Genomic DNA, 25465 nt, shown 5'->3' with positions numbered 1-25465 from the left:
GCGAACGCCAGCATATCGCAGCCGAGCCCGGCGCGAAGCGCGCCGTATCCTGTCCGCAGGCCCGTCGCATCGCGCCGACACGGGGACGAACGAGCCGATGACCTCCGACACGCAGCGCCTCGGCGTCAACATCGACCACGTTGCCACCGTCCGCAACGCCCGCGGCGGCGCCTATCCCGACCCGGTGCAGGCCGCGCTGCTCGCCGTGGAGGCGGGGGCCGACGGCATCACCGCCCACCTGCGCGAGGACCGGCGCCACATCCGCGACGCCGACATCGCGGCGCTCAAGCGCAGCCTCTCCGTCCCGCTGAACTTCGAGATGGCGGCCACCGACGAGATGGTGGCGATCGCCCTCGCCACCCGGCCCCACGCCGCCTGCCTGGTCCCGGAGAAGCGCGAGGAGCGCACCACCGAAGGGGGCCTCGACATCGTCGGCGGCCGCGAGTCCCTCGCTCCCCGCATCCGGTCGCTCGCGGGGGCGGGCATCCGGGTCTCGCTGTTCGTCGAGCCGGAGCCGGCGGTGATGGAGGCCGCCCGCGCCCTCGGCGCACCGGTCGTCGAGTTGCATACCGGCCGCTATTGCGAGGCCGCCCTGGAGGACGATGCGGCGCGGACCGCCCATGAACTGGCCCGCCTCCGGCACGCGGCCGAGCACGGGGCCGGTCTCGGCCTGGAGATCCATGCCGGCCACGGGCTCACCCGCGACAGCGTCGGGCCGGTGGCGGCCCTGCCGCAGATCCGCGAACTGAACATCGGCCATGCGCTGATCGCCGATGCGATCTTCGTAGGCCTCACCCGGGCCGTTCAGGACATGCGGGCGGCCATGGACCGTGCCCGGCGGCCATGATCATCGGGATCGGGTCTGACCTCTGCGACATCCGCCGAATCGCCCGGACGCTGGAGCGTCACGGCGAACGGTTCACCCACCGGGTGTTCACCGATGGCGAGCGGGCCCGCTGCGACCGCCGGGCCGCCCGCGCGGAGGGCTATGCCCGGCGCTTCGCCGCCAAGGAGGCCTGCGCCAAGGCCCTGGGGACCGGCCTGAGCGGCGGCGTGTTCTGGCACGACATGGAGGTCGTGAATCTCCCCTCCGGCCAGCCGACCCTGCGGCTGACCGGGGGGGCGGCGGCGCGGCTCGCGGAACTGCTGCCCCCGGGCCACGCGGCGCGCCTGCACGTCAGCCTGACGGACGACCCGCCCATGGCACAAGCCTTCGTGATCATCGAGGCGCTCCCGTCTGCAGCCGCCGGGTGAGGACCGGGTCACGGATTAGCCGGCCCCCGTCGCGCGTTGCGGGGGGGCCGCGCTTGGTCTAGACCCGCCGCTCACGGCGGACACGATTGCGGCGCATTCCTCAGGACAACCGCGGTCCGGGCCGCTCCGCCGGCGGTAGGCCCAGCAATCTCAACCGAAGACGGAACGCGCGCGTGGATTACGACGGCAAACCGCTCAGGAAACCCGCCGAGGCCGGCACCTGGGCCAGCATCCGCGAGACCCTGAAGGTCGGCATCCAGGCGCTGCTCATCGCCCTGGTGGTGCGGACGCTCCTGTTCCAGCCGTTCAACATCCCCTCGGGCTCCCTGGTGCCGACCCTGCTGATCGGCGACTACCTGTTCGTGTCGAAATATTCCTACGGGTATTCGAAATACTCGCTTCCGCTGTCGGAATACATCCCGATCCAGGCCGACGGCCGGGTCTGGGCCGCCGAGCCGAAGCGCGGCGATATCGCGGTGTTCAAGCTGCCCAAGGACAACGCCACCGACTACATCAAGCGCGTGATCGGCCTCCCCGGCGACAAGATCCAGATGATCGACGGCGTGCTCAACATCAACGGCAAGGCGGTCAAGCGCGAGCGGATCGCCGACTACGAGACGACCGATCCCTACGGCCAGGCCACCAAGGTGCCGCAGTACATGGAGACGCTGCCCAACGGCGTGGTCCACCCGGTGATCGAGCGCGACGGCGACAACGGCTTCTGGGACAAGACCGAGCCCTACACGGTCCCGGCCGGACACTTCTTCATGATGGGCGACAACCGCGACAATTCCACCGATTCGCGCGATCTCGCCAATGTCGGCTACGTGCCCTTCGCCAATTTCGTCGGGCGCGCCGAGATGATCTTCTTCTCGATCGACGAGGGTACGCCGGCGTGGCAGGTCTGGAACTGGCCGGCCCATGTCCGCTGGGCGCGCCTGTTCTCGACGATCCATTGACCGGTCCCGACTTGGATGAGGCGGCCCAGCCCCGAATCGTCACCGCCCGGGCCCGGCGGGCCCATAAGCCGCGCCCGCCGCTGGCCGTGCTCGAGGAGCGGATCGGCCATCGCTTCGCCGACCAGACCCTGCTCACCCGCGCCCTGACCCATACCAGCAAGGCCTCCGGCCGGGGCGGCAGCTACCAGCGCCTGGAATTCCTCGGGGACCGTGTGCTCGGCCTCGCGGTGGCGGACCGGCTCTACGGCGCCTTCCCGGAGGCCGACGAGGGCGATCTCTCCCGCCGCCTCGCCGCACTGGTCCGCCGCGAGACCTGCGCGGTCGTGGCCGCGGCCTGGGATGTCGGGCCGCACCTGATCCTCGGCCAGGGCGAGGTGATGGGCGGCGGCCGGCGCAACCAGACGATCCTCGCCGATGTCTGCGAGGCGATCCTCGGCGCCATCTATCTCGATGCCGGGTTCGACATCGCCCGGGCTGTGGTCGAGGCGCATTTCCGACCCGGCGAGCCGACGGCGGCGGCGCGGGGCCGCGACGCCAAATCGGCGTTGCAGGAATGGGCGATGGGCCGCGGGCTACCGATCCCCACCTACGCGGTGGTCGAGCGGACCGGTCCCGATCACGCGCCGCGCTTCCGCATCGCCGTCGAGGTCGACGGTCTGGCACCGGGCCTGGGCGAGGGCACGTCGAAGCGGATCGCCGAGCAGGCGGCCGCCCAGGCGCTGATGGAGCGGGAGGGGATCGGCGCCCTGCCGGCGGCGGAGCCGACGGAGACAGCATGACCGAGCACGATCAGGACGACCCCGCGGACACCCTGGAGCCCGGGCACGGCCCCGGCCCGTCCACCCTCCCGGGAACGCCGGCCGACGCCCGGGCGGGCTTCGTCGCGCTGATCGGCGTGCCGAATGCCGGCAAGTCGACCCTCCTGAACAGTCTCGTGGGCACGAAGGTGTCCATCGTCTCGCGCAAGGTGCAGACCACCCGGGCCCTGGTGCGCGGCATCCTCATCGAGGGCGCCTCCCAGGTCGTGCTGGTCGACACGCCCGGCATCTTCGCGCCGAAGCGCCGCCTCGACCGGGCGATGGTCCATTCGGCCTGGAGCGGCGCCGCGGATGCGGACGCGGTCTGCCTGCTGGTCGATGCCCGCAAGGGCGTCGAGGCGGAGGTCGAGGCCGTGCTCGGCCGCCTGTCCGAGGTGAAGCGCGACAAGCTTCTGATCCTCAACAAGATCGACCTGATCCCGCGCGAGCGGCTGCTCGATCTGGCGGCCCGGCTCAACGCCGCGGCGCCCTTCGCCGAGACCTTCATGATCTCCGCGCTCAAGGGCGACGGCGTGGCGGACCTGCGCCGGGCGCTCGCCGCCCGGATGCCCCCCGGACCCTGGCTCTATCCGGAGGATCAGGTCTCGGACGCGCCGCTGCGCATGCTGGCGGCCGAGATCACCCGGGAAAAGATCTACGACCGGCTGCACGAAGAGCTGCCCTATCGCTCCACGGTAGAGACCGACCAGTGGCAGATCCGGCCGGACGGGTCCGTGCGGATCGAGCAGACGATCTTCGTCGAGCGGGAGAGCCAGCGCTCGATCGTGTTGGGCAAGGGCGGCCAGACCATCAAGGCGATCGGGCAGGCGGCCCGGATCGGGATCGCCGAGGCGGCCGACGCCAAGGTCCACCTGTTCCTGCACGTGAAGGTGCGGGAGAACTGGGCCGACGATCCGGCGCGCTACCGTGAGATGGGCCTGGAATTCCCCCGGGGCTGACCGGCCGATCCGGCGGGGAGAGATCCGGCAGGCTGGGCTTCCGGAGCCAATCCGGTATAAGGGGCGCCGTTCCCCCCGGATGATCCGAGTCGGGCGCGGGTTCCTCCCGCACCGCCGCGGATCCGCGTTCCGGAGCCGGCTCTCCAACTTTCGAATCATTCATGCGACATGCCGTATACGGCCTGCCGCCGGTGGATCTCGCCGAGGTCCCCGGCGATGCCGTTCAGGTTTCCCCTCTGATTCCCGGCGCCTCCCGGTTGGAGGATCTGACCGAGAACAGCCTCGACACCGCCACGATCCTCGCTCCGCCCGGAACGGTGGAGCGGCGCTACGTGCTGGCGCAGGTGCTGCGGGCGCTGGGACCCGGCGGCCGGATGATCGCCCTGGCGCCGAAGGACAAGGGCGGCACCCGCTTGGCCAAGGAACTCGGCACCTTCGGCTGCGCCGCCGCCGATCAGCCGCGGCGCCATCATCGGATCTGCGTGGCCGATCGGCCGCCCGAGCCGGCCGGGATCGCCGAGGCGATCGACGCGGGCGCCCCCCGCCACGTCGACAATCTCGCCCTGTGCACGCAGCCCGGCATCTTCTCCTGGGACCGGCTCGATCCCGGCACGGCGCTGCTCCTGAGCACCCTGCCGGCGTTGAAGGGGCGCGGGGCCGATTTCGGCTGCGGCCTCGGGATCCTGGCCCGGGCGGTCCTGTCCTCGGAGGCGGTGACCGCGATGACCCTCGTGGAGATCGACCGCCGCGCCGTGGAGATGGCCCGCCGCAACGTCGCCGATCCGCGGGCGACGATCCTCTGGGCCGATATCCGGACACCCGGTCTGGAACTCGGCGACCTGAACTTCGTCGTCACCAACCCGCCCTTCCACGAGGGCGGCGCCGAGGATCAAGCCCTCGGCCGGGCCTTCATCGCCCGGGCCGTCGAGGCCCTGAGGCCCGGCGGTACGCTGTGGCTCGTGGCCAACGCGCACCTGCCTTACGAGGCGCCCCTGCGCGCGGCCTTCCGCACCGTCGCCGTGGCCGCGCAGGCGAACGGGTACCGGGTCTACGAGGCGCGCCGGTGAGCGCGAAGGCCGTCCGCCTGGACAAGCTGCTCGCCAATCTCGGCTACGGCTCCCGACGGGAGATCCAGGGGCTGGCCCGCGCCGGCGCGATCCGCCTCGACGGCGCCGCGCTGGCGGATGCCGGCGACCGGATCGCCCTCGACCCGGATCTCCCGGACCGCCTGACGGTCGATGGCGCGCGCCTGGACCCGCTGCCCGGCCTGTGCCTGATGCTGCACAAGCCCCTCGGCGTCACCTGCTCGCACAAGGAAGCCGGCCCGCTGGTCTATGGGCTGCTGCCCGAGCGCTGGCGCCGCCGCGACCCGCCGCTCTCCACGGTCGGCCGTCTCGACAAGGACACCTCGGGCCTGCTGCTGCTCACCGACGACGGCGCCCTGCTGCACCGGATCATCAGCCCGAAGGCCCATGTGGCGAAGCGCTACCGGGTCACCCTCGACCGGCCGCTGGCGGGGACCGAGGCGGCGCTCTTCGCCTCGGGGAGCCTGATGCTGGAGGGCGAGGAGCGGCCGCTGCTGCCGGTGCGGCTCGACGTCGAGGACGCCACGCAGTGCGCGGTGACGCTGACGGAGGGCCGCTACCATCAGGTCCGCCGGATGTTCGCCGCCGTCGGCAACCACGTCACGGCGCTCCACCGGGACCGGGTCGGCGGCCTCGACCTGCCGGATGATCTGGCGGCGGGGGCTTATCGGGTGATGACAGTCAGCGATGTTGCGGCGCTGTTCGCGGGCAAATGAGGAGCGCCGCCGACGATCTGCGGCTTCAAGGGAGCGATTGGGCGAGGGCGACCACGGCGCCGATGACCGCGAGCGTCTGAAAGCCGATCAATCCGGCGACCGGGCGGACGATCCCGGCCCGGGTCTCGGCCAGTTCGGCACGCAGATCGGCCTTCGTGACCAGATCGCCCTTGAGCGCTTCGGCCATGGCATCGGCCATCCCTCGGCCTGCCCGGGGGAGAGCTTGGCCTTGTCCCGGAGCGTCCGGGCGCATTTCAGCGTGTCGAAGGCCACGGCAACCCTATCGTGTCTGATCGAGCTTGGAGGCGCCGGGTTGCAAGCTCCCGGCGGTGCCATCCCGTTCCGCGTCACCCGAATCCTTGCGTCCGGCCCCCGGCTCTGCTATGCGCCCGCCCATCCCACACGCGGAGCCGGCCTCATGCCTGAATGAGGCGTTTCCGGTGGCCGCCCGACAGCGTCGGGCGGCTGCATCCCTCCGCGGCGGATCCAACCGGAGAGTACACACAGCATGGCCGTCGATTTCTCTATGCGTCAGCTCCTCGAAGCGGGCGCCCATTTCGGTCACCAGTCGCACCGCTGGAACCCGAAGATGCAGCCGTACATCTTCGGCACGCGCAACAACATCCACATCATCGATCTGGCCCAGACCGTGCCGGCGCTGCACACGGCGCTGCAGGCGGTGAGCGACACCGTCGCCAAGGGCGGCCGCGTGCTGTTCGTCGGCACCAAGCGCCAGGCGGCCGACACGATCGCCGAGGCGGCCAAGCGCTCGGCCCAGTACTACGTCAACTCCCGCTGGCTGGGCGGCATGCTCACCAACTGGAAGACGATCTCGGGCTCGATCTCGCGCCTGCGCAAGGTTTCCGAGACGCTGGAGACCGGCGGCCCGGGCCTGACCAAGAAGGAGCGCCTGATGCTCTCCCGCGAGAAGGAGAAGCTCGAGAAGGCGCTCGGCGGCATCAAGGACATGGGCGGCGTGCCGGACCTGCTGTTCGTGATCGACACCAACAAGGAGCAGCTGGCGATCAAGGAGGCGAACCGCCTCGGGATCCCGGTGGCCGCCATCGTCGACACCAACTGCAACCCGGACGGCATCACCCACATCGTGCCGGCCAACGACGATGCCGGCCGCGCCATCGCGCTCTATTGCGACCTGATCGCCAAGGCGGCCATCGACGGCATCTCCCGCGCCCAGGGCTCGTCCGGCATGGATCTCGGCGCCTCCGAGGAGCCGATGGCCGAGGCGCTGCCGGCCAATGACGACGGAGCCGTCACGGTCGAGTCCGACGCCCTCGACCCGGCCGACGTGGCGATGCTCGCCGAGACGACCGAGCATTTCGAACTGCTCGCCGCCCCGCGCGGCGCCCCGGACGACCTGACCAAGCTCAACGGCGCCGGCCCGCAGATCGTGCAGAAGCTCAACGATGCCGGCATCTACCATTACTGGCAGATCGCCGCGATGACGCCCGAGGATGTCACCAAGGTCGATCACGACCTGAAGCTCAACGGCCGCATCGATCGCGACTCGTGGGTTTCGCAGGCCCGGGGCTTCGTCGAGGCCGCCGCGGCGGTCTGATCCAGCGGGTACGTCGCGGCGGCACCGTCATCGGGCCGTCGCGGATTCGGCATACCGGGCCCGGCCGCTCACCCGCGCGCCGGGCCTCTCTCATCCAGATCTACGAAAGGGACCGCCATGGCCAACATCACCGCCGCGATGGTGAAGGAGCTCCGGGAGAAGACCGGCGCCGGCATGATGGACTGCAAGGGTGCGCTCAACGAGACGCAGGGCGACATCGAGGCCGCCATCGACTGGCTGCGCAAGAAGGGCCTCGCCAAGGCAGCCAAGAAGGCCGGCCGCGTCGCCGCCGAGGGCCTCGTGGCCGTCGAGTCCGCTGGCCATCACGCCGCGGTGGTCGAGGTGAATTCCGAGACCGACTTCGTCGCCCGCAACGACGCCTTCCAGGCCTTCGTCCGCGAGGCCGCCAAGATCGCCCTGAACACCGACGGCACGCTGGAGGGGCTTCAGGCCGCCCATTTCCCGGGCGCCAGCGAGACGGTCTCGGAGAAGCTGCAGGCCCTGATCGCCACCATCGGCGAGAACATGAACCTGCGCCGGGTCGCCAAGCTCGAGGTGAAGAAGGGCGTGATCGCCTCCTACGTGCACAACCAGATCTCCGAGGGGCTCGGCAAGATCGGTGTGCTCGTGGCCCTCGAATCCGAGGGTGACGTCGACGCCCTCTCGGCGCTCGGCCGGCAGATCGCCATGCACGTCGCCGCGACCAACCCGGTGGCCCTCGACGCCTCGGGCGTCGACACCGCCACGGTGGAGCGCGAATCGAACATCCTGCGCGAGAAGAACGCCGGCAAGCCGGACCACGTGCTCGCCAAGATCATCGAGAGCGGGCTGAAGAGCTACTACAAGGAGGTTACCCTCCTGGAGCAGCCCTTCGTGCACGACGGCTCGAAGACGGTGAGCCAGGTGCTCAAGGAGGCCGCCGGCAAGGTCGGCGGCCCGGTCGCGCTGACGGGTTTCGTCCGCTACGCCCTGGGCGAAGGCATCGAGAAGGAAGACGGTCCGGACTTCGCCACCGAGGTCGCCCAGCAGGCCGGCCGCGCCTGATTTTTCCGGACCGCTCGCCCGGTCCGAGGATCCGGAAAAACCCCGTCCGGCGCGCGCCGGGCGGGGTTTTTCGTTGGACGGCACCGGGGATACGATGAAGCGTGCTGCAGCGCACACCCGATCTCGCGGATGCGCACTACCTTGGCGGCATGGCTCTGAAACCCTTCTCCTATCTCATGATCGGCGTGTTTGCGTCCGGTCTCGTCATGACCGTCCTCGGCGCCGTCGGCGTCCTGGCGGGAAGTTGAAATCTGGCGCCGGCGTGAGGGCCTACGCTCATGCCGGCGCCGCATCGGTCCAGGCGCGTCCGTCCCAGATCCGGACCGAGATGGCGGCGTAGCCCCCGTCTACGGTGATGCGGTTATAGGCGTTCGGCTCGTTCCCGCGCAGGCGGGTGGAGGTCGCCGAGCCCGCTTGGACCGCGAGCAACTGCCCCCGGCGGACCCGCAGCGCACCCCGATCCACCACCGCCGTATCCGGGTCGTCCCCGCCCACGAAGCGCGCGTAGTGGCGATGCAGGTGCCCGGACAGGGTCAGCCCGACCCCGCAGCGGCGGAAGGACGCCAGTGCCAGGTCGGCACGCCCCACGAGCCGGGCTTCCTCGTCCCAGGGCGGCGGCATGAACGGGTGGTGACCGACCACGATCTTGAACAGATGCCCGGGCATGGCAGCGAAGCGCGCCTCGGTGCGGGCGATCTGGCTGGGGCGGATCAACCCCTGCGACCAGTCCCGCTCGGGGGCCCAGCGCCGCACCGTATTGAGGCAGACGACACCGATCTCCGCATCCGCAAAACACGGTTCCGTGTCCGGCGCGATGGCCCGCCGGTAGCGGGTGAACGGCCGGAGGAAGCGCTGCGGCAGGTGATAGGGCGAGATATCGTGGTTGCCCGGCACGCCGATCCAGGGCGGCGCGAGGGAGTCCAGGAAGGCGCGGGCCTGCGCGAATTCTAGAGGCCGCGCCGCCATGGTGAAGTCCCCCGAGGCGACGATCAGGTCCGGTGCGTCCCCGTTCAGCTCGTCGACCAGGGCCTCGACCACGGCCGGGTCGGTCCGGCCGAAATGGAGGTCGGAGATGTGACTGATCCACCTCATGCGCCCCCGATCCCGTCCTCGAAGCGCGGTCCGGCCTCGTCCGTGCGGGGCACGATCACCGTCAGCGCGTGGCGGCGGATCCGGTAGCGCAGGGGCGTCGGGATCAGCAGCCCCTCGCCGTCGTTCATGACCCGCAGCGCCTGCCTGCGCGAGCCGATGGTCAGGTCGCTCACCGGCAGCCGCTCGACCTCGGGAAGGCGGCGCCAATCGCCCAGCGCGAAGCCGAGGGCGAGCCGAAGGCTGCGCCAGACCGACAGGTCGGCGAGGACGTCGAGCGTCAGCCGGCCGGCGTCGATCGGCGCCCGCAGCAGCACCTGGCCCGGCCGCTCGACATAGTCGCCGACCACCACCGCCATCAGCCGCACCCGCAGCCGGCGCGCCGTCCCGTCGATCAGCCCGGTCACGGTGAGCCGCGGATAGCGGCCGAGATGGCGCAGCATCCCGATCGCCCAGCGCAGGAGCGTGCGGAAAGCCCGGCGCTCGCGATGCGCCTCCCGGTGGCGGGCGACCCGGGCCGGCATGCCGAGCACCGAATTGATCACGAAGGTCCGGCCGTTCACGTCGCCGACATCGATCGGGCGCCGCACGCCCGTAGCAAGACTGGCGATGGCGCCGTCGAGGTCGAGGGGTAGGCCGAGATCCTTGGCCAGCAGGTTCATGGTGCCGAGCGGCAGGATGCCGAGCGGTGTCGCGTGCCCGACCAGGGCGGCGGCCGCACAGGCGACCGTGCCGTCGCCCCCGGCCACCACCACCGCGTCGATCCCCGGCTCGGCCACGGCGGCGGCGATGCGCGCTGGCAGGGAGGCCCCCCGGTCGGCCTCGCCCAAAGCCTCGATCCCCGCGGCGGCAACCCGCGCCCGGATCGCCTCCGGCGCCGCGCCGGCGCCGACGCTGCCCGATGCGGTATTGATCACCAGTGCGATGCGCATGGCTGTCCCGGGATGGTCGATCCGGCCCGCTTTGCCAGGGCTGCACGTCGTTCCCGTGTCGGTCGCGATTCGACCGACGATCCCCGCCGAATGGCGCAGCGCCCCTCGACGCCGCTCCCGCGCCTGACGTAGAAGCCTCCCGGTTTGCGCGATGCGGGACGGGGTCGGAGATCGAGATGCCGGAGACGACGCCGTTTCGCCGAATCCTCCTGAAGCTGTCGGGCGAGGCGCTCGCCGCCCCCGACGGCTACTGGCTGCATCCGCCGACGCTGGCGGCGCTCGCAGAGGACATCGCCCGCACCATCGAGACCGGTGCCGAGATCGCCATCGTGGTCGGCGGCGGCAACATGATCCGCGGAGCGACGATCTCCGCGGCCGGTTGGATCGACCGGGCCACCGGGGATTCCCTCGGGATGATGGCGACCGTGATGAACTCACTCGCCATCGAGACCGCGCTCAACGCCGCCGGCGTCCCGGCGCGGACGATGTCGGCAGTGTCGATGCCGACCATCTGCGAGACCTATGCCCGCCAGCCGGCCCTGCATCACCTCGACAAGGGCCAGGTCGTGGTCCTCGCCGGGGGCACCGGCAACCCGTTCTTCACCACCGACACCGCCGCGGTGCTGCGCGCGGCCGAACTGCGCTGCGACGCCGTGCTCAAGGCGACGCAGGTCGACGGCGTCTACTCGGCCGATCCCAAGACGGACCCGAACGCCACCCGCTACGACCGCCTGACCCATGACGAGGCGATCGCCCGCGACCTCAAGGTGATGGACACCGCCGCCTTCGCCCTGGCCCGGGAGAGCCGGCTCTCGATCGTGGTCGGCTCGCTCCACCCGCCGAGTTCCATCGCGGCGATCCTGTCCGGGGCGGCGCCCTCGACCCTGGTCTCGCCCTGACGGGCTGCGCAGGCGGGATCCGGACCCCGCGAGGTTTGCGGCCCTGAACAAATTCGTCCATTGAGGCCGCCACCGCCCGCGCCGGGCTCAAGACAACGTCAGACGTGTCGGGACGAACATCATGGCCACACCGGAATTCGACCTCAACGACATCAAGCGCCGGATGCAGGGCGCGGTCGCCTCGCTCTCGAAGGACCTCGGCTCCCTGCGCACCGGGCGCGCCACGCCGTCCCTGGTCGATCCGATCCAGGTCGATGCCTACGGCTCGCTGATGCCGATGGCCCAGGTCGCCACCGTGAGCGTGCCGGAGCCCCGGCTCCTGTCGATCTCGGTCTGGGACCGCAGCATGGTCACGGCCGTCGAGAAGGCGATCCGCGAATCCGATCTCGGCCTCAACCCGCAGACCGAGGGCCAGACCATCCGGCTGCGCATCCCCGAGATGAACGAGCAGCGCCGCAAGGAGATGGTCAAGGTCGCCCACAAATACACCGAGGAGGCTCGCGTCGCCGTGCGCCACGTCCGCCGGGACGGGCTCGACCACCTCAAGAAGCTCCTGAAGGACAGCGCCATCTCGGAGGACGACGAGAAGCGCCAGGCCGCCGACGTGCAGAAGGCGACCGACCAGTTCATCGCCGAGATCGACGGCGTGCTGGCCTCCAAGGAGAAGGAGATCATGCAGGTCTGAGTTGGCCGGCGAGGCGCGCGTGACCTCCGCGGCGGCACCGGCCGCGCGTCCGAAGGGACGGCGCGAGCTGTGGCTTCGCGTCGCCTCGGGCCTCGTGCTCGGGACCGGCGTTCTGGCTGCCCTGGTCTATGGCGGTTGGCCCTTCGCGGGGATCTGGCTCGCCGCTGGCATCGTCGGCTTCGCCGAGTGGATGGTGATGAGCCGCACCGAGCCGCGGGAGGTGCTGATCGCGCTGGGGGCTGCGACCCTCGCCGCCCTGCTGCTCTGCGCGCGCGGCGGCGCCCCGGCGCCCGCCTGCCTCGCCGTCCTGATCCTCGGCGCCGCGGCCTGTGCCACGGTGGCACGGACCGGCCGGGGGCGGCTGCGGGCGCTTGTCGGGATCCTTGGCGCGGGGGCGATCGCAGCTGTGCCGGTCGCCCTGCGCGACGATCCTGCCATCGGCCTTGTCGGCCCGGCCTGGATGTTTGCCGTGGTCTGGTCCACGGACATCGCCGCCTATTTCGCCGGCCGGAAGATCGGCGGCCCCAAGCTGATGCCCCGGGTCTCGCCCAATAAGACGTGGTCGGGGGCGCTGGGCGGTCTGATCGGCGCGGTCGCGGCCGGGACGCTGGTGCCGGTCGTCGCCGACCTCGCCGGGATGACCCTGCCGAGCACCGCCTCCCTGCCGGTGGTGGCCGGCGTGAGCGCGCTCGCCTCCGTCCTGAGTCAGGCGGGCGATCTCATCGAATCCGGTCTCAAGCGCCGCTACGGCGTGAAGGATTCCGGAAAGCTCATCCCGGGCCATGGGGGGGTCATGGACCGGCTCGACGGATTTTTCGCCGTCGCCCTGTTGGCGGCGCTGTACCTGGCCCTGCGCGGCGGCGGCCTGATCGCGTGACGACGAGGGAGTTGAACCCGTGAGCCAGATCGTCACCGTCTTCGGCGCCACCGGCTCGATCGGGCGCTCCACCGCCGACCTGCTCGCCCAGCACGCGGACCGGTTCCGGGTCGGTGCGCTGGTGGGCGGCAAGGATCCCGTCGCCCTGGCCAAGATGGCCCGCGACCTGAACGCGTCCTTCGCGGCCCTCGCCGACGAATCCGCTGGGCCCGCGCTCGCCGAGGCCCTGTCGGGCTCCGGCATCCCCAGCGGCGCGGGGGAGGGGGCCGTCATGGAGGCGGTCGCCCGGGACGCCGACATCGTGGTGGCGGCGGTGAGCGGGGCTGCGGGCCTGAAATCGACCCACGCGGCGCTCCGTCTCGGGCGTACGGTCGCGCTCGCCAACAAGGAGAGCCTCGTCTGCGCCGGCGACGCCTTCATGCGCGACGCGGCGCGCTACGGCGCCACGATCCTGCCGATGGATTCCGAGCACGACGCCCTGAACCAGGCGCTCGCCGGACGGCCGCTGGCCGACGTCCGTACCATGATGATCACGGCCTCGGGTGGCCCGTTCCGGACCTGGACCCGCGAGCGAATCGCCGCCGCCTCCGCCACCGAGGCCGCCGCCCATCCGACCTGGTCGATGGGCATGAAGATCAACATCGATTCCGCAAGCCTGATGAACAAGGGCCTCGAGCTGATCGAGGCGCACCACCTGTTCGGGATCGAGCCCGAACGCCTCGACGTCGTCGTGCACCCGCAATCGGTCATCCATGGGATGGTCTACTGGCTGGACGGGGCCGTGACCGCCGAGCTGGCGCTGCCCGACATGCGCGTGCCGATCTCGCACTGCCTCGGTCTCGGCGACCGGCTGACCATCGCCCGCGGCCGGCCCCTCGACCTCGTCAAGCTCGGATCGCTGACCTTCGAGGCCGCGGACGAGGACCGCTTCCCCTGCCTGCGGATCGCCCGGGCCGCCCTGGCGGCCGGCGGCGCGGCGCCGACCGTGATGAACGCCGCCAACGAGATCGCGGTGGCGGCCTTCATCGCCGGCCGGATCGGCTTCTACGGGATCAGCGACCTCGTCGAGCGGGCCTGCGCCCACTTCGCCGGCCCGTACGGGACCGCGCCGGCCGACGTGGACGAGGCGCTCGCCATCGACGCTCATGTCCGGGTCTGGAGCACCGAGGCCCTGCCGGAGCTGCGCGCCGCGGGTTGAGAGCGGCGCGGGTCAGGGCGTCGGCCCGTATCCGGCCAGGAACATCCGCACCGCCTCGTCCACCTGGTGCTGCCGGCCGGCCGCGTCGGCGATGCCGCCCGCGCCGAACAGGAGTCGTGTCAGCAGGCCGGCTTGGCAGAGATGCAGGAAATGGCGGGCGGCAAGTTCCGTGTCGGCGATCCGCAGCCGACCGGCCTGGACCTGCGCGTCGAGATAACCCGACAGACGCTCGACGCCGCAGGCCGGCCCGGCCTCGTAATAGACCTGCCCGAAGCGTGGGAACTTCTCGCTGGCCCCGATCACCATGCGGACCAGGGAGACGTGTTCCGGCCGGCACATCTCGCTGAGGAAGCTCACGCCGAGCCGGTTCAGCACCCCCGGGACGTCGGGATCGTCCGCGTCGAGGGTGAACAGCGCCTCGGCCAGGCGGCTCTTCTCCTGAATGGTCAGCGCCTCGAACAACGCCTCCTTGCTGTCGAAATAGACGTAGAGCGTGCCCTTGGAGACCCCCGCGGCCCGGGCGATCTCGCCCATGCTGGCCCCGTCGAACCCGGACCCCAGGAACACCCGGCGGGCGCCGTCGAGGATCTGCCAACGCTTGTCGCCCTCGTGCTGGGCCTGTCCCCGCTCCAGCACCGCACCCTGAGCCATGGTTTCGCTCCGCGTCCGAGACGCTGTCACGCTTGACCGAACCGTTCGGTCAACGTAACCTGAGGCGGATCCGGAGTCGCGTCAAGGCGCTGCCGAATTTTTGACCGAACGGTTCGGTCACTATCCGTGAGGTGGTGCGATGTCTCTTCGCGAGGAGGCCGATCGGCCGTCCCCCACCGGCGAATGCGGTGACGAGACGCGCGCCGAGACCGCGACACCGCGTGCACCTGCCCCCGTCGCGCCAGAGCCGACCGTGCCCGTCGTGGATGCGGCCCCCGCCCGCAAGCGCCCGCTCCGGCGGGTCGTCCTGCTCGCCGCGCTGGCGGCCGCGCTCGGCATCGGGTCGTCTGTCGGCTGGCAATGGTGGACGGTCGGACGCTTCTTCGTCGCGACCGACGATGCCTACGTGCAGGCCGACATCTCGGTTCTCGCCGCGAAGGTCTCGGGCTACCTCGAATCCGTCCCGGTGGTGAACGGCGTGTCGGTCAAGAAGGGCGACGTGATCGCCAAGCTCGACGACGGCGATTACCGCCTCGCCCTCCAGGCCGCGCAGGACAAGCTCGCCACCCAGGAGAGCACCATCGCCCGGATCGCCCGGCAGGCCGAGGCGGCCCAGGCTCAGGTCGCCCAGGCCGCCGCGCAGCTCGACGCGACCCGGGCCGACGCCGTCCGGGCCCAGGCGGATTTCGCCCGGTCGATGCAGATGCAGGCGGATTACGTCGCCAAGTCGCGCATCGACCAGACCCGCGCCGACCGCGACCGGACCGAGGCCTCGGTGAAGGCCATGGAGGCCGGCCTCGCCGCCGCGCGGGCCAATGTCGACGTCCTCCAGGCGCAGAAGCGCGAAGCCGAGAGCGTGGCGGCGGAGCTGCGCACCGCCGTCGACCGGGCCCGCCGCGACCTCGACTTCTCGGTGATCCGCGCGCCCTTCGACGGGGTCGTCGGCAACAAGGCCGTGGAGGCCGGCGCCTACGTCGCGCCCGGGACCCGGATCGCCGCCCTCGTGCCGCTCCAGAGCGTGCACATCGACGCGAACTTCAAGGAGACCCAGGTCCAGCGCATGCGCCCGGGCCAGCCGGTGACGGTCACGGTCGACGCCTATCCGGACCGGGAGATCCAGGGGGTGGTGGAATCGTTCTCGCCGGCCTCCGGGTCGGTGTTCAGCCTTCTGCCGCCCGACAACGCCACCGGCAACTTCACCAAGATCGTTCAGCGCCTGCCGGTGCGGGTGCGCGTGCCCGAGGCGGTGGCCCGCGAGGGCCTGCTGCGGCCGGGCCTGTCGGCGGTGGTGCGGGTCGATACCCGCGCCGGCGCGGACCGCTCGGTCCTCGACCGGGCCGCCGCCGGGCCGCCGGTCAGCACCGCGCTCCGCTGAGCCGGTCCATGGCCGCCACCGCCGCCCTGACGCCCGGCGCGCCGGCCCGCGCCGCCGAGCCACCCCTCGACCGCCGCCGCATGGTGGCGTTCGTCTGCATGGTTTTCGGGATGTTCATGGCGATCCTGGACATCCAGATCGTCTCGGCCTCCCTGAACGAGATCCAGGCCGGCCTGTCGGCCTCGGGCGACGAGATCCCCTGGGTGCAGACCAGCTACCTCATCGCCGAGGTGATCTCGATCCCGCTCTCCGGCACCCTGTCGCGGGTGCTCTCGACCCGCTGGATGTTCGCGATCTCGGCGGGCGGCTTCACGCTGATGAGCCTGATGTGCGCCACCTCCACGTCGATCGGCGAGATGATCGTCTGGCGGGCCGCGCAGGGCTTCATCGGCGGCGGCATGATCCCGACCGTGTTCGCGGCCGCCTTCACGATCTTCCCGCCCTCGAAGCGCACCATCGTCTCGCCGATGATCGGCCTCGTGGCGACCCTGGCGCCGACCATCGGCCCCACGGTCGGCGGCTACCTGACCGACCTGATGTCCTGGCACTGGCTGTTCCTGATCAACGTCGTGCCCGGCATCTTCGTCACGGTCTCGACCTGGATCCTGGTTGATTTCGACAAGCCCAACCACGCGCTCCTGCAGGCCTTCGACTGGCTGGGCCTGGTCTTCATGGCGGGCTTCCTGGGCTGCCTCGAATACGTGCTGGAGGAGGGCCCGAACCACGATTGGCTGCAGGACGAGGCGGTGTTCGCCTGCGCGGTGATCTGCGGCGTCTCGGGTCTGCTGTTCTTCTGGCGGGTGTTCACGGCGAAGCAGCCGATCGTGGACCTGCGCGCCTTCTCCGACCGCAACTTCGCCAGCGGCTGCGTCGCGAGCTTCGTCCTGGGCATCGGGCTCTACGGGCTCACCTACATCTACCCGGTCTATCTCGCCCGGGTGCGCGGCTACTCGGCGCTGATGATCGGCGAGACGATGTTCGTCTCCGGGCTATTCATGTTCATCACCGCGCCGATCGCCGGCCGGCTCTCGGGCAAGCTCGACCCGCGGATCATGATGGGGCTCGGCTTCGCGGGCTTCGCCTGCGGCACCTGGATCGTCACCGGCCTCACCAAGGATTGGGACTTCTGGGAACTGCTGCTGCCGCAGATCCTGCGCGGCTGCTCGCTCATGCTGTGCATGATCCCGATCAACAACATCGCGCTGGGCACCCTGCCGCCGGCCCGGATGAAGAATGCCTCCGGCCTGTTCAACCTCACCCGCAACCTCGGCGGCGCCGTCGGTCTCGCCCTGATCAACACGGTCCTGAACGACCGGTGGGACCTGCATCTCGCCCGGTTGCACGAGCGCTTCAGCTGGACGAGCACCGCCGCACTTGAGCGCCTCGACAGCCTCCAGCGCGGCTTCGAATCCTTCGGCAGCGCCGCCCCCGATATGGCGCTGAAGGCCATGACCAACACGGTCCGGATCCAGGGCCTGGTGATGGCCTTCGAGGACGTGTTCCTCGCCCTCACTGTGCTGTTCCTGGCGATGGCCTGCGCGGTGCCGCTGGTCCGGCGCCCGCGCGGGGGACCCGGGGGCGGCGGGGGCCACTGACGGCCCAGCCCCCCGGGGGCCGCGACGCTGCGCGATCCCGCGCAGGATTGCGTTGGCGGTGCGCCCCCCCGATCTGCTAGGATGTCGGGATGTGCCGGAGCGGGATACCGGCGCCAAGGCGGCCAGGGATCGGCTTATGGACTTCCTCAACGCGATGGGCGGCACCGCCGGTGGCTTCTTCGGCGCCCTGATCCCGTTCCTGTTCGTGCTCACCGTCGTGGTGTTCGTGCACGAGATGGGCCACTTCCTGGTCGGCCGCTGGTGCGGCGTCGGCGTCCACGCCTTCTCCCTCGGTTTCGGGCCGGAACTGTTCGGCTTCAACGACCGCCGCGGCACCCGCTGGAAGCTCTGTGCGATCCCCCTCGGCGGCTATGTGAAGTTCCACGGCGACGTGAACGGGGCGAGCATGCCCGACCCCGAGGCCGTCGCCCGGATGAGCCCGCAGGAGCGGGCGATCAGCTTCCCGACCCAGCCCGTGGCCAAGCGCGCCGCGATCGTCGCCGCCGGCCCGGTGGCGAATTTCATCCTGGCGATCCTGCTCTTCGCCGGCGCGATCTGGCTCGGCGGACGCTACGAATTGCCCGCCCGGGTTTCCTCGGTGGAGCCGGGCAGCGTCGCCGCCCAGGCCGGGTTCCAGCCGGGCGACGTGATCACCGCCATCGACGGTGAAACGATCGGCGACTTCAACGCCATGTATCGGACGGTGACGGGCAGCGCCGGGACGCCGCTGACCTTTACGGTGGAGCGCGACGATCACCCGATCACCATCCAGGCGACCCCCGCCACCTTCGAGGAGAAGACGCCGTTCGGCCGCCACCGGATCGGCCGGCTGGGCATCCGCTCGCCGGCCGGGTCCGAGGCCCGCCTCGTGCGCTACGGGCCCGTCGAGTCCCTGAACCTCGGCGTGAAGGAGACCTACTTCGTCGTCGAGCGGACCTTCTCGTATCTCGGCAAGCTCGCCACCGGCCGCGAATCCGCCGACCAGCTCTCGGGTCCGATCGGCATCGCCCGCGTCTCCGGCGAGGTCGCCAAGACCGGCGGCGTCGGCGGCCTCGTCGGGCTGATCGCGCTCTTATCGGTCTCGATCGGCCTGCTGAACCTGTTCCCGGTGCCGCTGCTCGATGGCGGCCACCTGCTGTTCTACGCCTTCGAGGTGGTCCGGGGCCGCCCGCTCAGCGAGCGCGCCCAGGAGATCGGCTTCCGCATCGGCCTCGCCCTGGTCCTGATGCTGATGCTGTTCGCCGCCTGGAACGACATCCTCAACCTCGGCGCGTCCTGGCGGAACACCTGATCCGGAGGCGTTGCGGACCGGCGGGCGGCGCCTGGGGATCCTGTCCGATCTCCACCGGAAACGATGCCTGATTCCCGCCGCGATCCGGCCCCGAAGCCGCCCGATCTCGGCCCCGCCGACGGGTCAAAATCCGGTTAACAGGCCGTGACCGCGTTCGCCTGCGGGCGTGAAAAATCGCGCTGCGGCAGGTGTTTACGCGGCGTTTACCACGATCCGCCGTTTGCCGACCGACGGGGCGCTTCGTTAAGTGGCGCGAAGGCCACGACCCCCCAAAATCCCCTGACGATGGCCTCCCGCGCGTTTGCTTGGCAGGGGAATCCCGCTAAGAGCTACGCTTGGACCGAAGCCACGCTTGGACCAGGTGATCAGGACGGCCGACCAACGGTCGCCTGTGACGGGCTAACCCCCGCGACCAGAACAGAAACGGGCGATTGCATGATGTCGTTGACGGGGAAGCACCGACGCAAGTCGGTGCGGAGAACCATCGTCCTAGTCACTGCTGGTCTTGGCGTCGTCCTGGGCGGGGCGGCCCAGGCGCAGCAGATCGTCGTCCAGGGCAACCAGCGCGTCGATGCCGATACGGTCCGGTCCTACGTGACCGGCACGGCGTCGGGTTCGGCCGAGGAGGCCCGCCGCAATCTGCTGGCGAGCGGCATGTTCTCGGACGTGAAGGTCGCCCAGTCGGGCGGGCGCACGGTGGTCACCGTCCGCGAGAACAACCTGATCAACCGCGTGGTCTTCGAGGGCAACAAGAAGATCGAGAAGGCGACCCTGGAGGGCGTGGTCGAGGCCAAGGCCCGCGGCCCCTACAGCGAGGCGATCGTCAACGCCGATCTGGCGCGCATCCGCGACGTCTACAAGCGCTTCGGCCGCGGCACCGCCAAGGTGACCTACCGCACCGTCGACCTGCCCAACGGCCGCGTCGACGTGATCTACCAGGTCGACGAGGGCGACAAGACCGGCATCATCTCGATCAACTTCGTCGGCAACAACGCCTATTCGGACCGGACCCTGAAGGGGCTGATGAGCTCCTCGGAGATGAACTTCCTGTCGTTCATCAAGACCTCCGACGTCTACGATCCCGACCGCATCACCAACGATCTCGACCAGGTGCGCCGCTACTACCTGAAGAACGGCTACGCCGATTTTCAGGTGGTGAGCGCCGACGCCCGCTACGTCGAGGGCGAGTCCTCCGGCTACGTCATCACCGTCACGGTGAACGAGGGCGAGCAGTACAAGGTCGGCGCGGTCCAGGTCGATACGCGCCTGCCCGGGCTCGATACCGCCCGGCTCGACGGCGGCATCACGGCCGCCGTGGGTGACGTCTACAACGCCGACGATGTCGAGAAGACGCTGAACAACGTCACCCGCGAGGTGAACCGCGCGGGCTACCCGTTCGCGCAGGTCCGCCCGACCGGCCAGCGCGACCCGGCGACCCACCAGGTCTCCCTGGGCTTCGTGGTCGAGGACGGCCCGCACGTCTACGTCGAGCGCATCAACATCCGGGGCAACACCCGCACCCGCGACTACGTCATCCGCCGCGAACTCGATATCGCCGAGGGCGACGCCTACAATCGCGTGCTCACCGACCGCGCCGAGCGGCGCCTGAACGGGCTGGGCTTCTTCAAGAAGGTCCGCTTCTCCAACGAGCCGGGCTCGGCCCCGGACCGGGTGGTGATCAACATCGACGTTGAGGATCAGCCCACGGGCTCGTTCTCGGTGGCCGGTGGCTACTCCACCCAGGACGGCATCATCGGCGAAGTGTCGGTCTCCGAGTCGAACTTCCTCGGCCGCGGCCAGTATGTCCGCCTCGCGGGCACCGGCGGCCAGTACTCGCGCGGCGTCGACTTCTCGTTCACCGAGCCGTACTTCCTCGGCTACCGCCTCGCAGCCGGCTTCGACGCCTTCTACAAGTACTCCGACCTGACCCGGTACTCGCGCTACGAGACCACGGTCTATGGCGGGCAGCTCCGCCTCGGCCTGCCGATCACCGAGGAGTTCGGCGTCACGCTGCGCTACTCGCTGTACAACACCGAGCTGAAGGTGCCGAACACCCTGAAGCGGCCGTACAACGACTGCTCGGTGCCGATCCCCGGCTACACCGCCACCTACGCGGCGGGCACGATCGACCCGAATACGGGCCGCAACATCGGCGGGCAGGCGCTCTACCCGAACTGCGCCTATGACGGCGAGGCCTCGATCGCCATCAAGGGCTCGCAGGGCAACACCCTGACCTCCCTGGCCGGCCTGACGCTCGCCTACTCGACCCTCGACGTCGTCGGCGCGCCCCATAACGGCCTCTACGCCGAGCTGAAGCCCGACGTCGCCGGCCTCGGCGGCGACTCCAAGTTCTTCCGCGTGACCGCCGATGCGCGTTACTACAAGGAGCTCTTCGAGGACGTGATCGGCTTCGTCCGGTTCCAGGGCGGCCACATCCAGTCGATCAACGGCCAGCCCCTGCGGGTCACCGACGAGTTCTTCCTCGGCCCGTCGCTGGTCCGCGGCTTCGCGCCGAACGGCATCGGTCCGCGCGACGTCGGCATCGCCGACGCCCGCTCGAACGCGATCGGCGGCTCGACCTATATCGGCGGTACCCTCGAAGTGCAGTTCCCGCTGCCGGGCGTCCCGCGCGACCTGGGCCTGAAGGGCGCGCTCTTCGCCGATGCCGGCACGCTGTTCGGCTATCACAGCAAGCGCAGCTTCGACGTGAACGGCGACGGGTTCATCAACGGCACCGCGCCGCAGACCGGAAAGTGCAACTTCTCGGCCTTCACCATCGGCGTCGAGCCGGAATGCGTGAACGTCCGCGACACCGCCGCGATCCGCTCCTCGGTGGGCGCGTCCATCCTGTGGAACTCGCCGCTCGGCCCGATCCGCTTCGACTACGCCTACGCCCTGACGAAGGACGAGGGTCAGTCCGTGTACGTGCCGCTGCTCAACAAGATCGGGCATATCGGCAAGGATCAGACCCAGGCGTTCCGCTTCTCCGGCGGCTCGCGCTTCTGATCAAAATCTCAAGCGCGCCGGCCGGATCACCCGGGCCGGCGCGTTATCGCGCATGACCGACCTTATCTTCTTCGCCGCCGCGGCAGATCTGACCCTCGCGGAGATCGCGGGGGTCGCCGGCGCCGCCCTCCCGGAGGGCGCCGATCCGCAAGCTCGGCTCGTCGGTGCGGCGCCCCTGGAAAATGCGGGGCCGCAGCACCTCGCCTACATGGACAATGCCCGCTACGGCGACGCGCTGGCCACGACCCGGGCGGGCGCCTGCCTGGTCTCGCCACGGTTCGTGGCCCGGTGCCCGGCCGGGACCGTCGCCCTGGTCAGCCGCGATCCCTACCGCGCCTACGCCACGCTGCTCGGGCGCCTTCACCCCGACGCCCTGCGTCCCGGCTCGCAATTCGCCGCCCGCGGCATCGCCCCGGGGGCCCATGTCCATCCGGAGGCCCGGCTCGAGGACGGCGTCACGGTCGATCCGGGTGCGGTGATCGGCCCGGGCGCCGAGATCGGGGCGGGGACGGTGGTCGGCCCGAACGCGGTGATCGGCCCGGGCGTGCGCATCGGGCGCGACTGCGCCATCGGCGCCGGCACGACCCTCAGCCACGCCCTGCTGGGGAATCGGGTGATCCTCCACCCGGGGGCGCGGCTCGGCCAGGACGGGTTCGGCTTCGCCATGGGCGCGACGCATCTCAAGGTCCCGCAGATCGGCCGGGTGATCGTCCAGGACGATGTTGAGATCGGCGCCAACACCACGATCGACCGGGGCGCCTCGCGCGATACGGTGATCGGGGAAGGGACCAAGATCGACAACCTCGTGCAGATCGCCCACAACGTCGTCATCGGGCGCCACTGCGTGATCGTGTCCGGGGTCGGCATCTCCGGCTCGACCACGCTGGAGGATTACGTGGTCCTCGGCGGCCAGGTCGGGGTGGTGGGCCATCTGCGCATCGGACGCGGCGCGCAGATCGCCGGCTCGTCCAACGTCAACCGCGACGTGCCCCCGGGCAGCCGCTGGGGCGGGACGCCGGCCAAGCCCGTCCGGGCCTGGTTCCGCGAGCTGACGACGCTGGCGCGCCTCGCCGAGCGCTCCGGGAAGGCCCCGGCGGAGGACGAGGCCTGAGCCGTCCCGGATCCGGCCGGTTTGTCCGGAAGGCCTTGCGCTTCCGGCGATTTCTTCCGAAGAGAGCGCTCTGTCCGCCATCGGCGGCCGGATGCCAGGCCGCCGCGGGCGGCACGTCGAGGTGCGGGATTTGATGAGTGAGGCGGCGCGCGAGACCGGCGGCGAGCTGGGCATAGCCGATATCCAGACGCTGCTGGAATTGCTGCCGCACCGCTATCCGTTCCTGATGGTCGACCGCATCGTCGAGATCGACCGCGACGAATCCTGCGTCGGGATCAAGAACGTCACGGCCAACGAGCCGCAATTCATGGGGCATTTTCCCGGCCTGCCGGTCTTCCCGGGCGTGCTGCTGATCGAGGGCATGGCCCAGACGGCCGGGGCGATCTGTTGCCGTCATATCCGCACGGACGAGCTGCGCACCAAGCAGGTGTTCTTCATGACCATCGACAAGTGCAAGTTCCGCAAGCCGGTCACCCCCGGCGATCAGGTGCGCTTCCACATGCGCAAGATGAACCAGCGCCGGACCATGTGGTGGTTCCGCGGCGAGGCCCGGGTCGACGGCACCCTGGTGGCGGAGGCCGAGATCGGCGCCATGCTGGTGACCGAGTGAGCGCGGCCGCGATCCACGCGAGCGCCGTGATCGAGCCGGGCGCGCGGATCGGCGACGGGGTGCGGATCGGTCCCTTCTGCCATGTCGGGCCCGAGGTCGAGCTCGGGCCGGATTGCGAACTCGTCAGCCACGTGGTCCTGGCGGGCCGCACCACGATCGGCCCGCGCACCCGGATCTTCCCCTTCGCGTCGATCGGGCACCCGCCGCAGGACCTGAAATACCGGGGCGAGGCCTCGACCCTCACGATCGGCTCGGATTGCCTGATCCGCGAGGGCGTCACCATGAATCCCGGCACGAGCGGCGGCGGCCTCGAGACGGTGGTGGGCGATCACGGCACCTTCTTGGCCAATTCCCATGTCGGCCACGATTGCCGGGTGGGCGATCACGTCATCTTCTCCAACAACGTGATGCTGGCCGGCCATTGCGCGGTGGGCGATTACGCCATCCTCGGCGGCGGCGCCGCCGTGATCCAGTTCGCCCGGGTCGGGGCCCATGCCTTCGTGGGCGGGCTCTCGGGCCTGGAGAACGACTGCATTCCCTACGGGATGGTGCTGGGCAACCGGGCCTGCCTGTCGGGGCTCAACATCATCGGCCTGCAGCGCCGGGGCTTCGCCCGGGAGGACATCCACGCCCTGCGGCGGGCCTACCGCCTGCTCTTCGCCCCGGAGGGCACGCTGATGGAGCGCGTGGAGGACGTGGCCGCGACCTTCGAGTCCCACGCGGCGGTGCGGGAGATCCTCGATTTCATCCGCGTCGGCGGCAAGCGCTCGATCTGCACGCCGCGCGAGGTCCCGACCCCGATCGGCGCCGCCTGAACGGCCCGGGCCATGGCGGAGGCCGATCCTGTGCCCGAGGGCGCCCTCGTGCTGATCGCCGGGGCCGGGCGCCTGCCCGAACTCGTCGCCGAATCCCTGCGCCGGGCGCGTCGGCCGTTCCGGGTGATCGCGCTCCGGGGCTTCACCGGGCGGGGCTTGCGCGCCAGCGCGGATGCCACCGTCGACCTCCTCGACCTCGCCGCCACCCTGAAGCTGCTGCGCCGATGGGGGCCGGCCATCGTGATCCCGGCCGGGGGCGTTTCGCGCCCGAGCCCGGCGGCGATCCTCAACGCCGGGGCGGCCCTGCGCAACCGGGAGGCCCTGCGCGCCATCGCGGGGGGCGGCGACGACCGGCTCCTGCGCGCGGCGCTGACCCTCGTTGAGGAGGCGGGTCACCGGATCCTCGGCGTCCACGAGGCGGCGCCGGATCTGCTCTGCCCGGAGGGGCCGATCGGGCGCCGGGCGCCGGGCGCGGAGGCGGCCGCCTCGATCCGGACCGGGTGCGGCGTGCTGGCCGCGCTCTCGCCCTTCGACCTCGGGCAGGCCGTGGTGGTGGCCGGCGCGCGGGTGCTGGCCGCCGAGGGACCCGAAGGGACGGACCGGATGCTCGCCCGGGCGCGCGCCCTTGGGCGGCGACCGCTCGGCTGGGGGCGGCCGCTCCCCGCGACCGTGCTGGTGAAGGCGCCCAAGGTCGGCCAGGATCTGCGCGTCGACCTGCCGGCGGTCGGGCCGCGCACGGTGCGCAACGCCGCCCGGGCCGGCTGTGTCGGCCTAGCCCTCGAAGCCGGCGGGACCCTGGTGATCGACCGCGCCGCCACCGCCGCGGAGGCGGACCGGCTCGGCCTGTTCGTGGTCGGCTACGGGGGCGCGCCGTGACGGCGCGATCACCCACCATCTGGCTGGTCGCCGGCGAGGATTCCGGCGACCAGCTCGGCGCCAAG

26 protein-coding genes are annotated in these 25465 nt (G+C 70.7%); 22 read left to right on the top strand and 4 right to left on the bottom strand.

The features are described from left to right. The first annotated feature begins 97 nt into the window (after window positions 1–97). The 7 genes from AC3IF1_RS27905 (at window position 98) to AC3IF1_RS27875 (ending at window position 5770) form a co-directional block, all read left to right on the top strand. Window positions 98–847 carry a pyridoxine 5'-phosphate synthase gene (locus AC3IF1_RS27905; protein WP_489220209.1) on the top strand — a complete coding sequence of 250 codons (750 nt, stop codon included), beginning with the start codon at window positions 98–100 and terminating at the stop codon, window positions 845–847. Then, the gene (acpS, locus tag AC3IF1_RS27900) at window positions 844–1254 is read left to right on the top strand and encodes a holo-ACP synthase (RefSeq protein WP_489220208.1); all 411 of its coding nucleotides are present in this window, start codon (window positions 844–846) and stop codon (window positions 1252–1254) included. The genes AC3IF1_RS27905 and acpS overlap by 4 nt, the downstream gene beginning before the upstream one ends. Before the next feature lie 173 nt (window positions 1255–1427). Continuing rightward, the gene (gene lepB / locus AC3IF1_RS27895; protein WP_243969220.1) at window positions 1428–2213 is read left to right on the top strand and encodes a signal peptidase I; all 786 of its coding nucleotides are present in this window, start codon (window positions 1428–1430) and stop codon (window positions 2211–2213) included. Next, window positions 2210–2992: a ribonuclease III gene (rnc, locus tag AC3IF1_RS27890; RefSeq protein ID WP_489220207.1), complete on the top strand. Its 783-nt coding sequence runs from the start codon at window positions 2210–2212 to the stop codon at window positions 2990–2992. The genes lepB and rnc overlap by 4 nt, the downstream gene beginning before the upstream one ends. Beyond that, window positions 2989–3969, top strand: coding sequence for a GTPase Era (gene era, locus AC3IF1_RS27885; RefSeq protein WP_489220206.1), 981 nt, complete (start codon window positions 2989–2991; stop codon window positions 3967–3969). The genes rnc and era overlap by 4 nt, the downstream gene beginning before the upstream one ends. Before the next feature lie 161 nt (window positions 3970–4130). Beyond that, window positions 4131–5036, top strand: a complete 906-nt coding sequence (locus AC3IF1_RS27880; RefSeq protein ID WP_489220205.1) for a class I SAM-dependent methyltransferase — start codon at window positions 4131–4133, stop codon at window positions 5034–5036. Continuing rightward, complete coding sequence (locus tag AC3IF1_RS27875; RefSeq protein WP_489220204.1) at window positions 5033–5770, top strand: pseudouridine synthase; 738 nt, start codon at window positions 5033–5035, stop codon at window positions 5768–5770. The genes AC3IF1_RS27880 and AC3IF1_RS27875 overlap by 4 nt, the downstream gene beginning before the upstream one ends. 25 nt (window positions 5771–5795) lie before the next feature. Here AC3IF1_RS27875 and AC3IF1_RS27870 read toward each other — a convergent pair whose 3' ends face one another. After that, window positions 5796–5957: a hypothetical protein gene (locus AC3IF1_RS27870; protein WP_489220203.1), complete on the bottom strand. Its 162-nt coding sequence runs from the start codon at window positions 5955–5957 to the stop codon at window positions 5796–5798. Window positions 5958–6278: 321 nt separating this feature from the next. Here AC3IF1_RS27870 and AC3IF1_RS27865 point away from each other — a divergent pair, with 321 nt between their 5' ends. From AC3IF1_RS27865 to AC3IF1_RS27855, 3 genes are all read left to right on the top strand, one after another. Next, window positions 6279–7346 carry a 30S ribosomal protein S2 gene (locus AC3IF1_RS27865; protein ID WP_243969209.1) on the top strand — a complete coding sequence of 356 codons (1068 nt, stop codon included), beginning with the start codon at window positions 6279–6281 and terminating at the stop codon, window positions 7344–7346. 117 nt (window positions 7347–7463) lie between these two features. Beyond that, window positions 7464–8390, top strand: coding sequence for a translation elongation factor Ts (tsf, locus tag AC3IF1_RS27860; protein ID WP_489220202.1), 927 nt, complete (start codon window positions 7464–7466; stop codon window positions 8388–8390). 101 nt (window positions 8391–8491) lie between these two features. Beyond that, the gene (locus tag AC3IF1_RS27855; protein WP_489220201.1) at window positions 8492–8638 is read left to right on the top strand and encodes a hypothetical protein; all 147 of its coding nucleotides are present in this window, start codon (window positions 8492–8494) and stop codon (window positions 8636–8638) included. A gap of 28 nt (window positions 8639–8666) precedes the next feature. Here the strand turns inward: AC3IF1_RS27855 and AC3IF1_RS27850 are convergent, their stop codons facing one another. Both AC3IF1_RS27850 and AC3IF1_RS27845 read right to left on the bottom strand, forming a co-directional pair. After that, entirely contained in the window at window positions 8667–9482 is an 816-nt protein-coding gene (locus AC3IF1_RS27850) for a metallophosphoesterase family protein (RefSeq protein WP_489220200.1), read from the bottom strand. Continuing rightward, a complete protein-coding gene (locus AC3IF1_RS27845) occupies window positions 9479–10411 on the bottom strand; it encodes a diacylglycerol/lipid kinase family protein (protein WP_489220199.1) in 933 nt (310 codons plus the stop codon). Before AC3IF1_RS27845 ends, AC3IF1_RS27850 begins: the two co-directional genes overlap by 4 nt. 176 nt (window positions 10412–10587) lie before the next feature. Between AC3IF1_RS27845 and pyrH the strand changes: the two genes are divergently transcribed. The 4 genes from pyrH to dxr all read left to right on the top strand — a co-directional run bounded on the left by pyrH (window position 10588) and on the right by dxr (window position 14070). After that, window positions 10588–11310: a UMP kinase gene (pyrH, locus tag AC3IF1_RS27840; RefSeq protein WP_243969200.1), complete on the top strand. Its 723-nt coding sequence runs from the start codon at window positions 10588–10590 to the stop codon at window positions 11308–11310. 121 nt (window positions 11311–11431) lie between these two features. Then, complete coding sequence (frr, locus tag AC3IF1_RS27835) at window positions 11432–11995, top strand: ribosome recycling factor (protein ID WP_243969198.1); 564 nt, start codon at window positions 11432–11434, stop codon at window positions 11993–11995. Window positions 11996–12014: 19 nt separating this feature from the next. After that, window positions 12015–12872 carry a phosphatidate cytidylyltransferase gene (locus tag AC3IF1_RS27830; protein WP_243969196.1) on the top strand — a complete coding sequence of 286 codons (858 nt, stop codon included), beginning with the start codon at window positions 12015–12017 and terminating at the stop codon, window positions 12870–12872. 19 nt (window positions 12873–12891) lie between these two features. Then, a complete protein-coding gene (dxr, locus tag AC3IF1_RS27825) occupies window positions 12892–14070 on the top strand; it encodes a 1-deoxy-D-xylulose-5-phosphate reductoisomerase (protein ID WP_489220198.1) in 1179 nt (392 codons plus the stop codon). Window positions 14071–14082: 12 nt separating this feature from the next. On the opposite strand, the gene AC3IF1_RS27820 is transcribed toward dxr, so the two are convergent. Further along, complete coding sequence (locus AC3IF1_RS27820; protein ID WP_489220197.1) at window positions 14083–14721, bottom strand: TetR/AcrR family transcriptional regulator; 639 nt, start codon at window positions 14719–14721, stop codon at window positions 14083–14085. 139 nt (window positions 14722–14860) lie between these two features. Here AC3IF1_RS27820 and AC3IF1_RS27815 point away from each other — a divergent pair, with 139 nt between their 5' ends. The 8 genes from AC3IF1_RS27815 (at window position 14861) to AC3IF1_RS27780 (ending at window position 25400) form a co-directional block, all read left to right on the top strand. Beyond that, on the top strand, window positions 14861–16096 hold the full coding sequence (locus AC3IF1_RS27815; protein ID WP_489220196.1) for an HlyD family secretion protein: 1236 nt from the start codon (window positions 14861–14863) through the stop codon (window positions 16094–16096). A gap of 8 nt (window positions 16097–16104) precedes the next feature. Beyond that, window positions 16105–17691: a DHA2 family efflux MFS transporter permease subunit gene (locus AC3IF1_RS27810; RefSeq protein WP_489220195.1), complete on the top strand. Its 1587-nt coding sequence runs from the start codon at window positions 16105–16107 to the stop codon at window positions 17689–17691. A 136-nt stretch (window positions 17692–17827) separates the two neighbouring features. Continuing rightward, window positions 17828–18982 carry a M50 family metallopeptidase gene (locus AC3IF1_RS27805; protein ID WP_243969188.1) on the top strand — a complete coding sequence of 385 codons (1155 nt, stop codon included), beginning with the start codon at window positions 17828–17830 and terminating at the stop codon, window positions 18980–18982. Between the two features lie 435 nt (window positions 18983–19417). Continuing rightward, the gene (gene bamA / locus AC3IF1_RS27800; protein WP_243969186.1) at window positions 19418–21988 is read left to right on the top strand and encodes an outer membrane protein assembly factor BamA; all 2571 of its coding nucleotides are present in this window, start codon (window positions 19418–19420) and stop codon (window positions 21986–21988) included. A 52-nt stretch (window positions 21989–22040) separates the two neighbouring features. Continuing rightward, complete coding sequence (gene lpxD, locus AC3IF1_RS27795; RefSeq protein ID WP_243969184.1) at window positions 22041–23099, top strand: UDP-3-O-(3-hydroxymyristoyl)glucosamine N-acyltransferase; 1059 nt, start codon at window positions 22041–22043, stop codon at window positions 23097–23099. 133 nt (window positions 23100–23232) lie between these two features. Next, on the top strand, window positions 23233–23709 hold the full coding sequence (gene fabZ, locus AC3IF1_RS27790) for a 3-hydroxyacyl-ACP dehydratase FabZ (RefSeq protein ID WP_243969182.1): 477 nt from the start codon (window positions 23233–23235) through the stop codon (window positions 23707–23709). Continuing rightward, window positions 23706–24524, top strand: coding sequence for an acyl-ACP--UDP-N-acetylglucosamine O-acyltransferase (lpxA, locus tag AC3IF1_RS27785; protein WP_243969181.1), 819 nt, complete (start codon window positions 23706–23708; stop codon window positions 24522–24524). Before fabZ ends, lpxA begins: the two co-directional genes overlap by 4 nt. A gap of 12 nt (window positions 24525–24536) precedes the next feature. Beyond that, window positions 24537–25400 (top strand): LpxI family protein, encoded by an 864-nt coding sequence (locus AC3IF1_RS27780; protein WP_489220194.1) that lies wholly within the window; start codon window positions 24537–24539, stop codon window positions 25398–25400. The last annotated feature ends 65 nt before the right edge of the window (window positions 25401–25465 follow it).

It is taken from the genome of Methylobacterium sp. E-012 (genome assembly GCF_057836545.1).
The sequence above is the reverse complement of the archived record's forward strand: the minus strand, read 5'-3'. Positions and strand labels throughout refer to the sequence as shown.

Coding starts and splice junctions, on each gene's coding strand:
- AC3IF1_RS27905 (WP_489220209.1), top strand. CDS start 98: ATGACCTCCGACACGCAGCGCCTCGGCGTCAACATCGACCACGTTGCC.
- acpS (WP_489220208.1), top strand. CDS start 844: ATGATCATCGGGATCGGGTCTGACCTCTGCGACATCCGCCGAATCGCC.
- era (WP_489220206.1), top strand. CDS start 2,989: ATGACCGAGCACGATCAGGACGACCCCGCGGACACCCTGGAGCCCGGG.
- AC3IF1_RS27880 (WP_489220205.1), top strand. CDS start 4,131: ATGCGACATGCCGTATACGGCCTGCCGCCGGTGGATCTCGCCGAGGTC.
- AC3IF1_RS27870 (WP_489220203.1), bottom strand. CDS start 5,957: ATGGCCGAAGCGCTCAAGGGCGATCTGGTCACGAAGGCCGATCTGCGT.
- AC3IF1_RS27865 (WP_243969209.1), top strand. CDS start 6,279: ATGGCCGTCGATTTCTCTATGCGTCAGCTCCTCGAAGCGGGCGCCCAT.
- tsf (WP_489220202.1), top strand. CDS start 7,464: ATGGCCAACATCACCGCCGCGATGGTGAAGGAGCTCCGGGAGAAGACC.
- AC3IF1_RS27850 (WP_489220200.1), bottom strand. CDS start 9,482: ATGAGGTGGATCAGTCACATCTCCGACCTCCATTTCGGCCGGACCGAC.
- AC3IF1_RS27845 (WP_489220199.1), bottom strand. CDS start 10,411: ATGCGCATCGCACTGGTGATCAATACCGCATCGGGCAGCGTCGGCGCC.
- pyrH (WP_243969200.1), top strand. CDS start 10,588: ATGCCGGAGACGACGCCGTTTCGCCGAATCCTCCTGAAGCTGTCGGGC.
- frr (WP_243969198.1), top strand. CDS start 11,432: ATGGCCACACCGGAATTCGACCTCAACGACATCAAGCGCCGGATGCAG.
- AC3IF1_RS27820 (WP_489220197.1), bottom strand. CDS start 14,721: ATGGCTCAGGGTGCGGTGCTGGAGCGGGGACAGGCCCAGCACGAGGGC.
- AC3IF1_RS27815 (WP_489220196.1), top strand. CDS start 14,861: ATGTCTCTTCGCGAGGAGGCCGATCGGCCGTCCCCCACCGGCGAATGC.
- AC3IF1_RS27810 (WP_489220195.1), top strand. CDS start 16,105: ATGGCCGCCACCGCCGCCCTGACGCCCGGCGCGCCGGCCCGCGCCGCC.
- AC3IF1_RS27805 (WP_243969188.1), top strand. CDS start 17,828: ATGGACTTCCTCAACGCGATGGGCGGCACCGCCGGTGGCTTCTTCGGC.
- bamA (WP_243969186.1), top strand. CDS start 19,418: ATGATGTCGTTGACGGGGAAGCACCGACGCAAGTCGGTGCGGAGAACC.
- lpxD (WP_243969184.1), top strand. CDS start 22,041: ATGACCGACCTTATCTTCTTCGCCGCCGCGGCAGATCTGACCCTCGCG.
- fabZ (WP_243969182.1), top strand. CDS start 23,233: ATGAGTGAGGCGGCGCGCGAGACCGGCGGCGAGCTGGGCATAGCCGAT.
- AC3IF1_RS27780 (WP_489220194.1), top strand. CDS start 24,537: ATGGCGGAGGCCGATCCTGTGCCCGAGGGCGCCCTCGTGCTGATCGCC.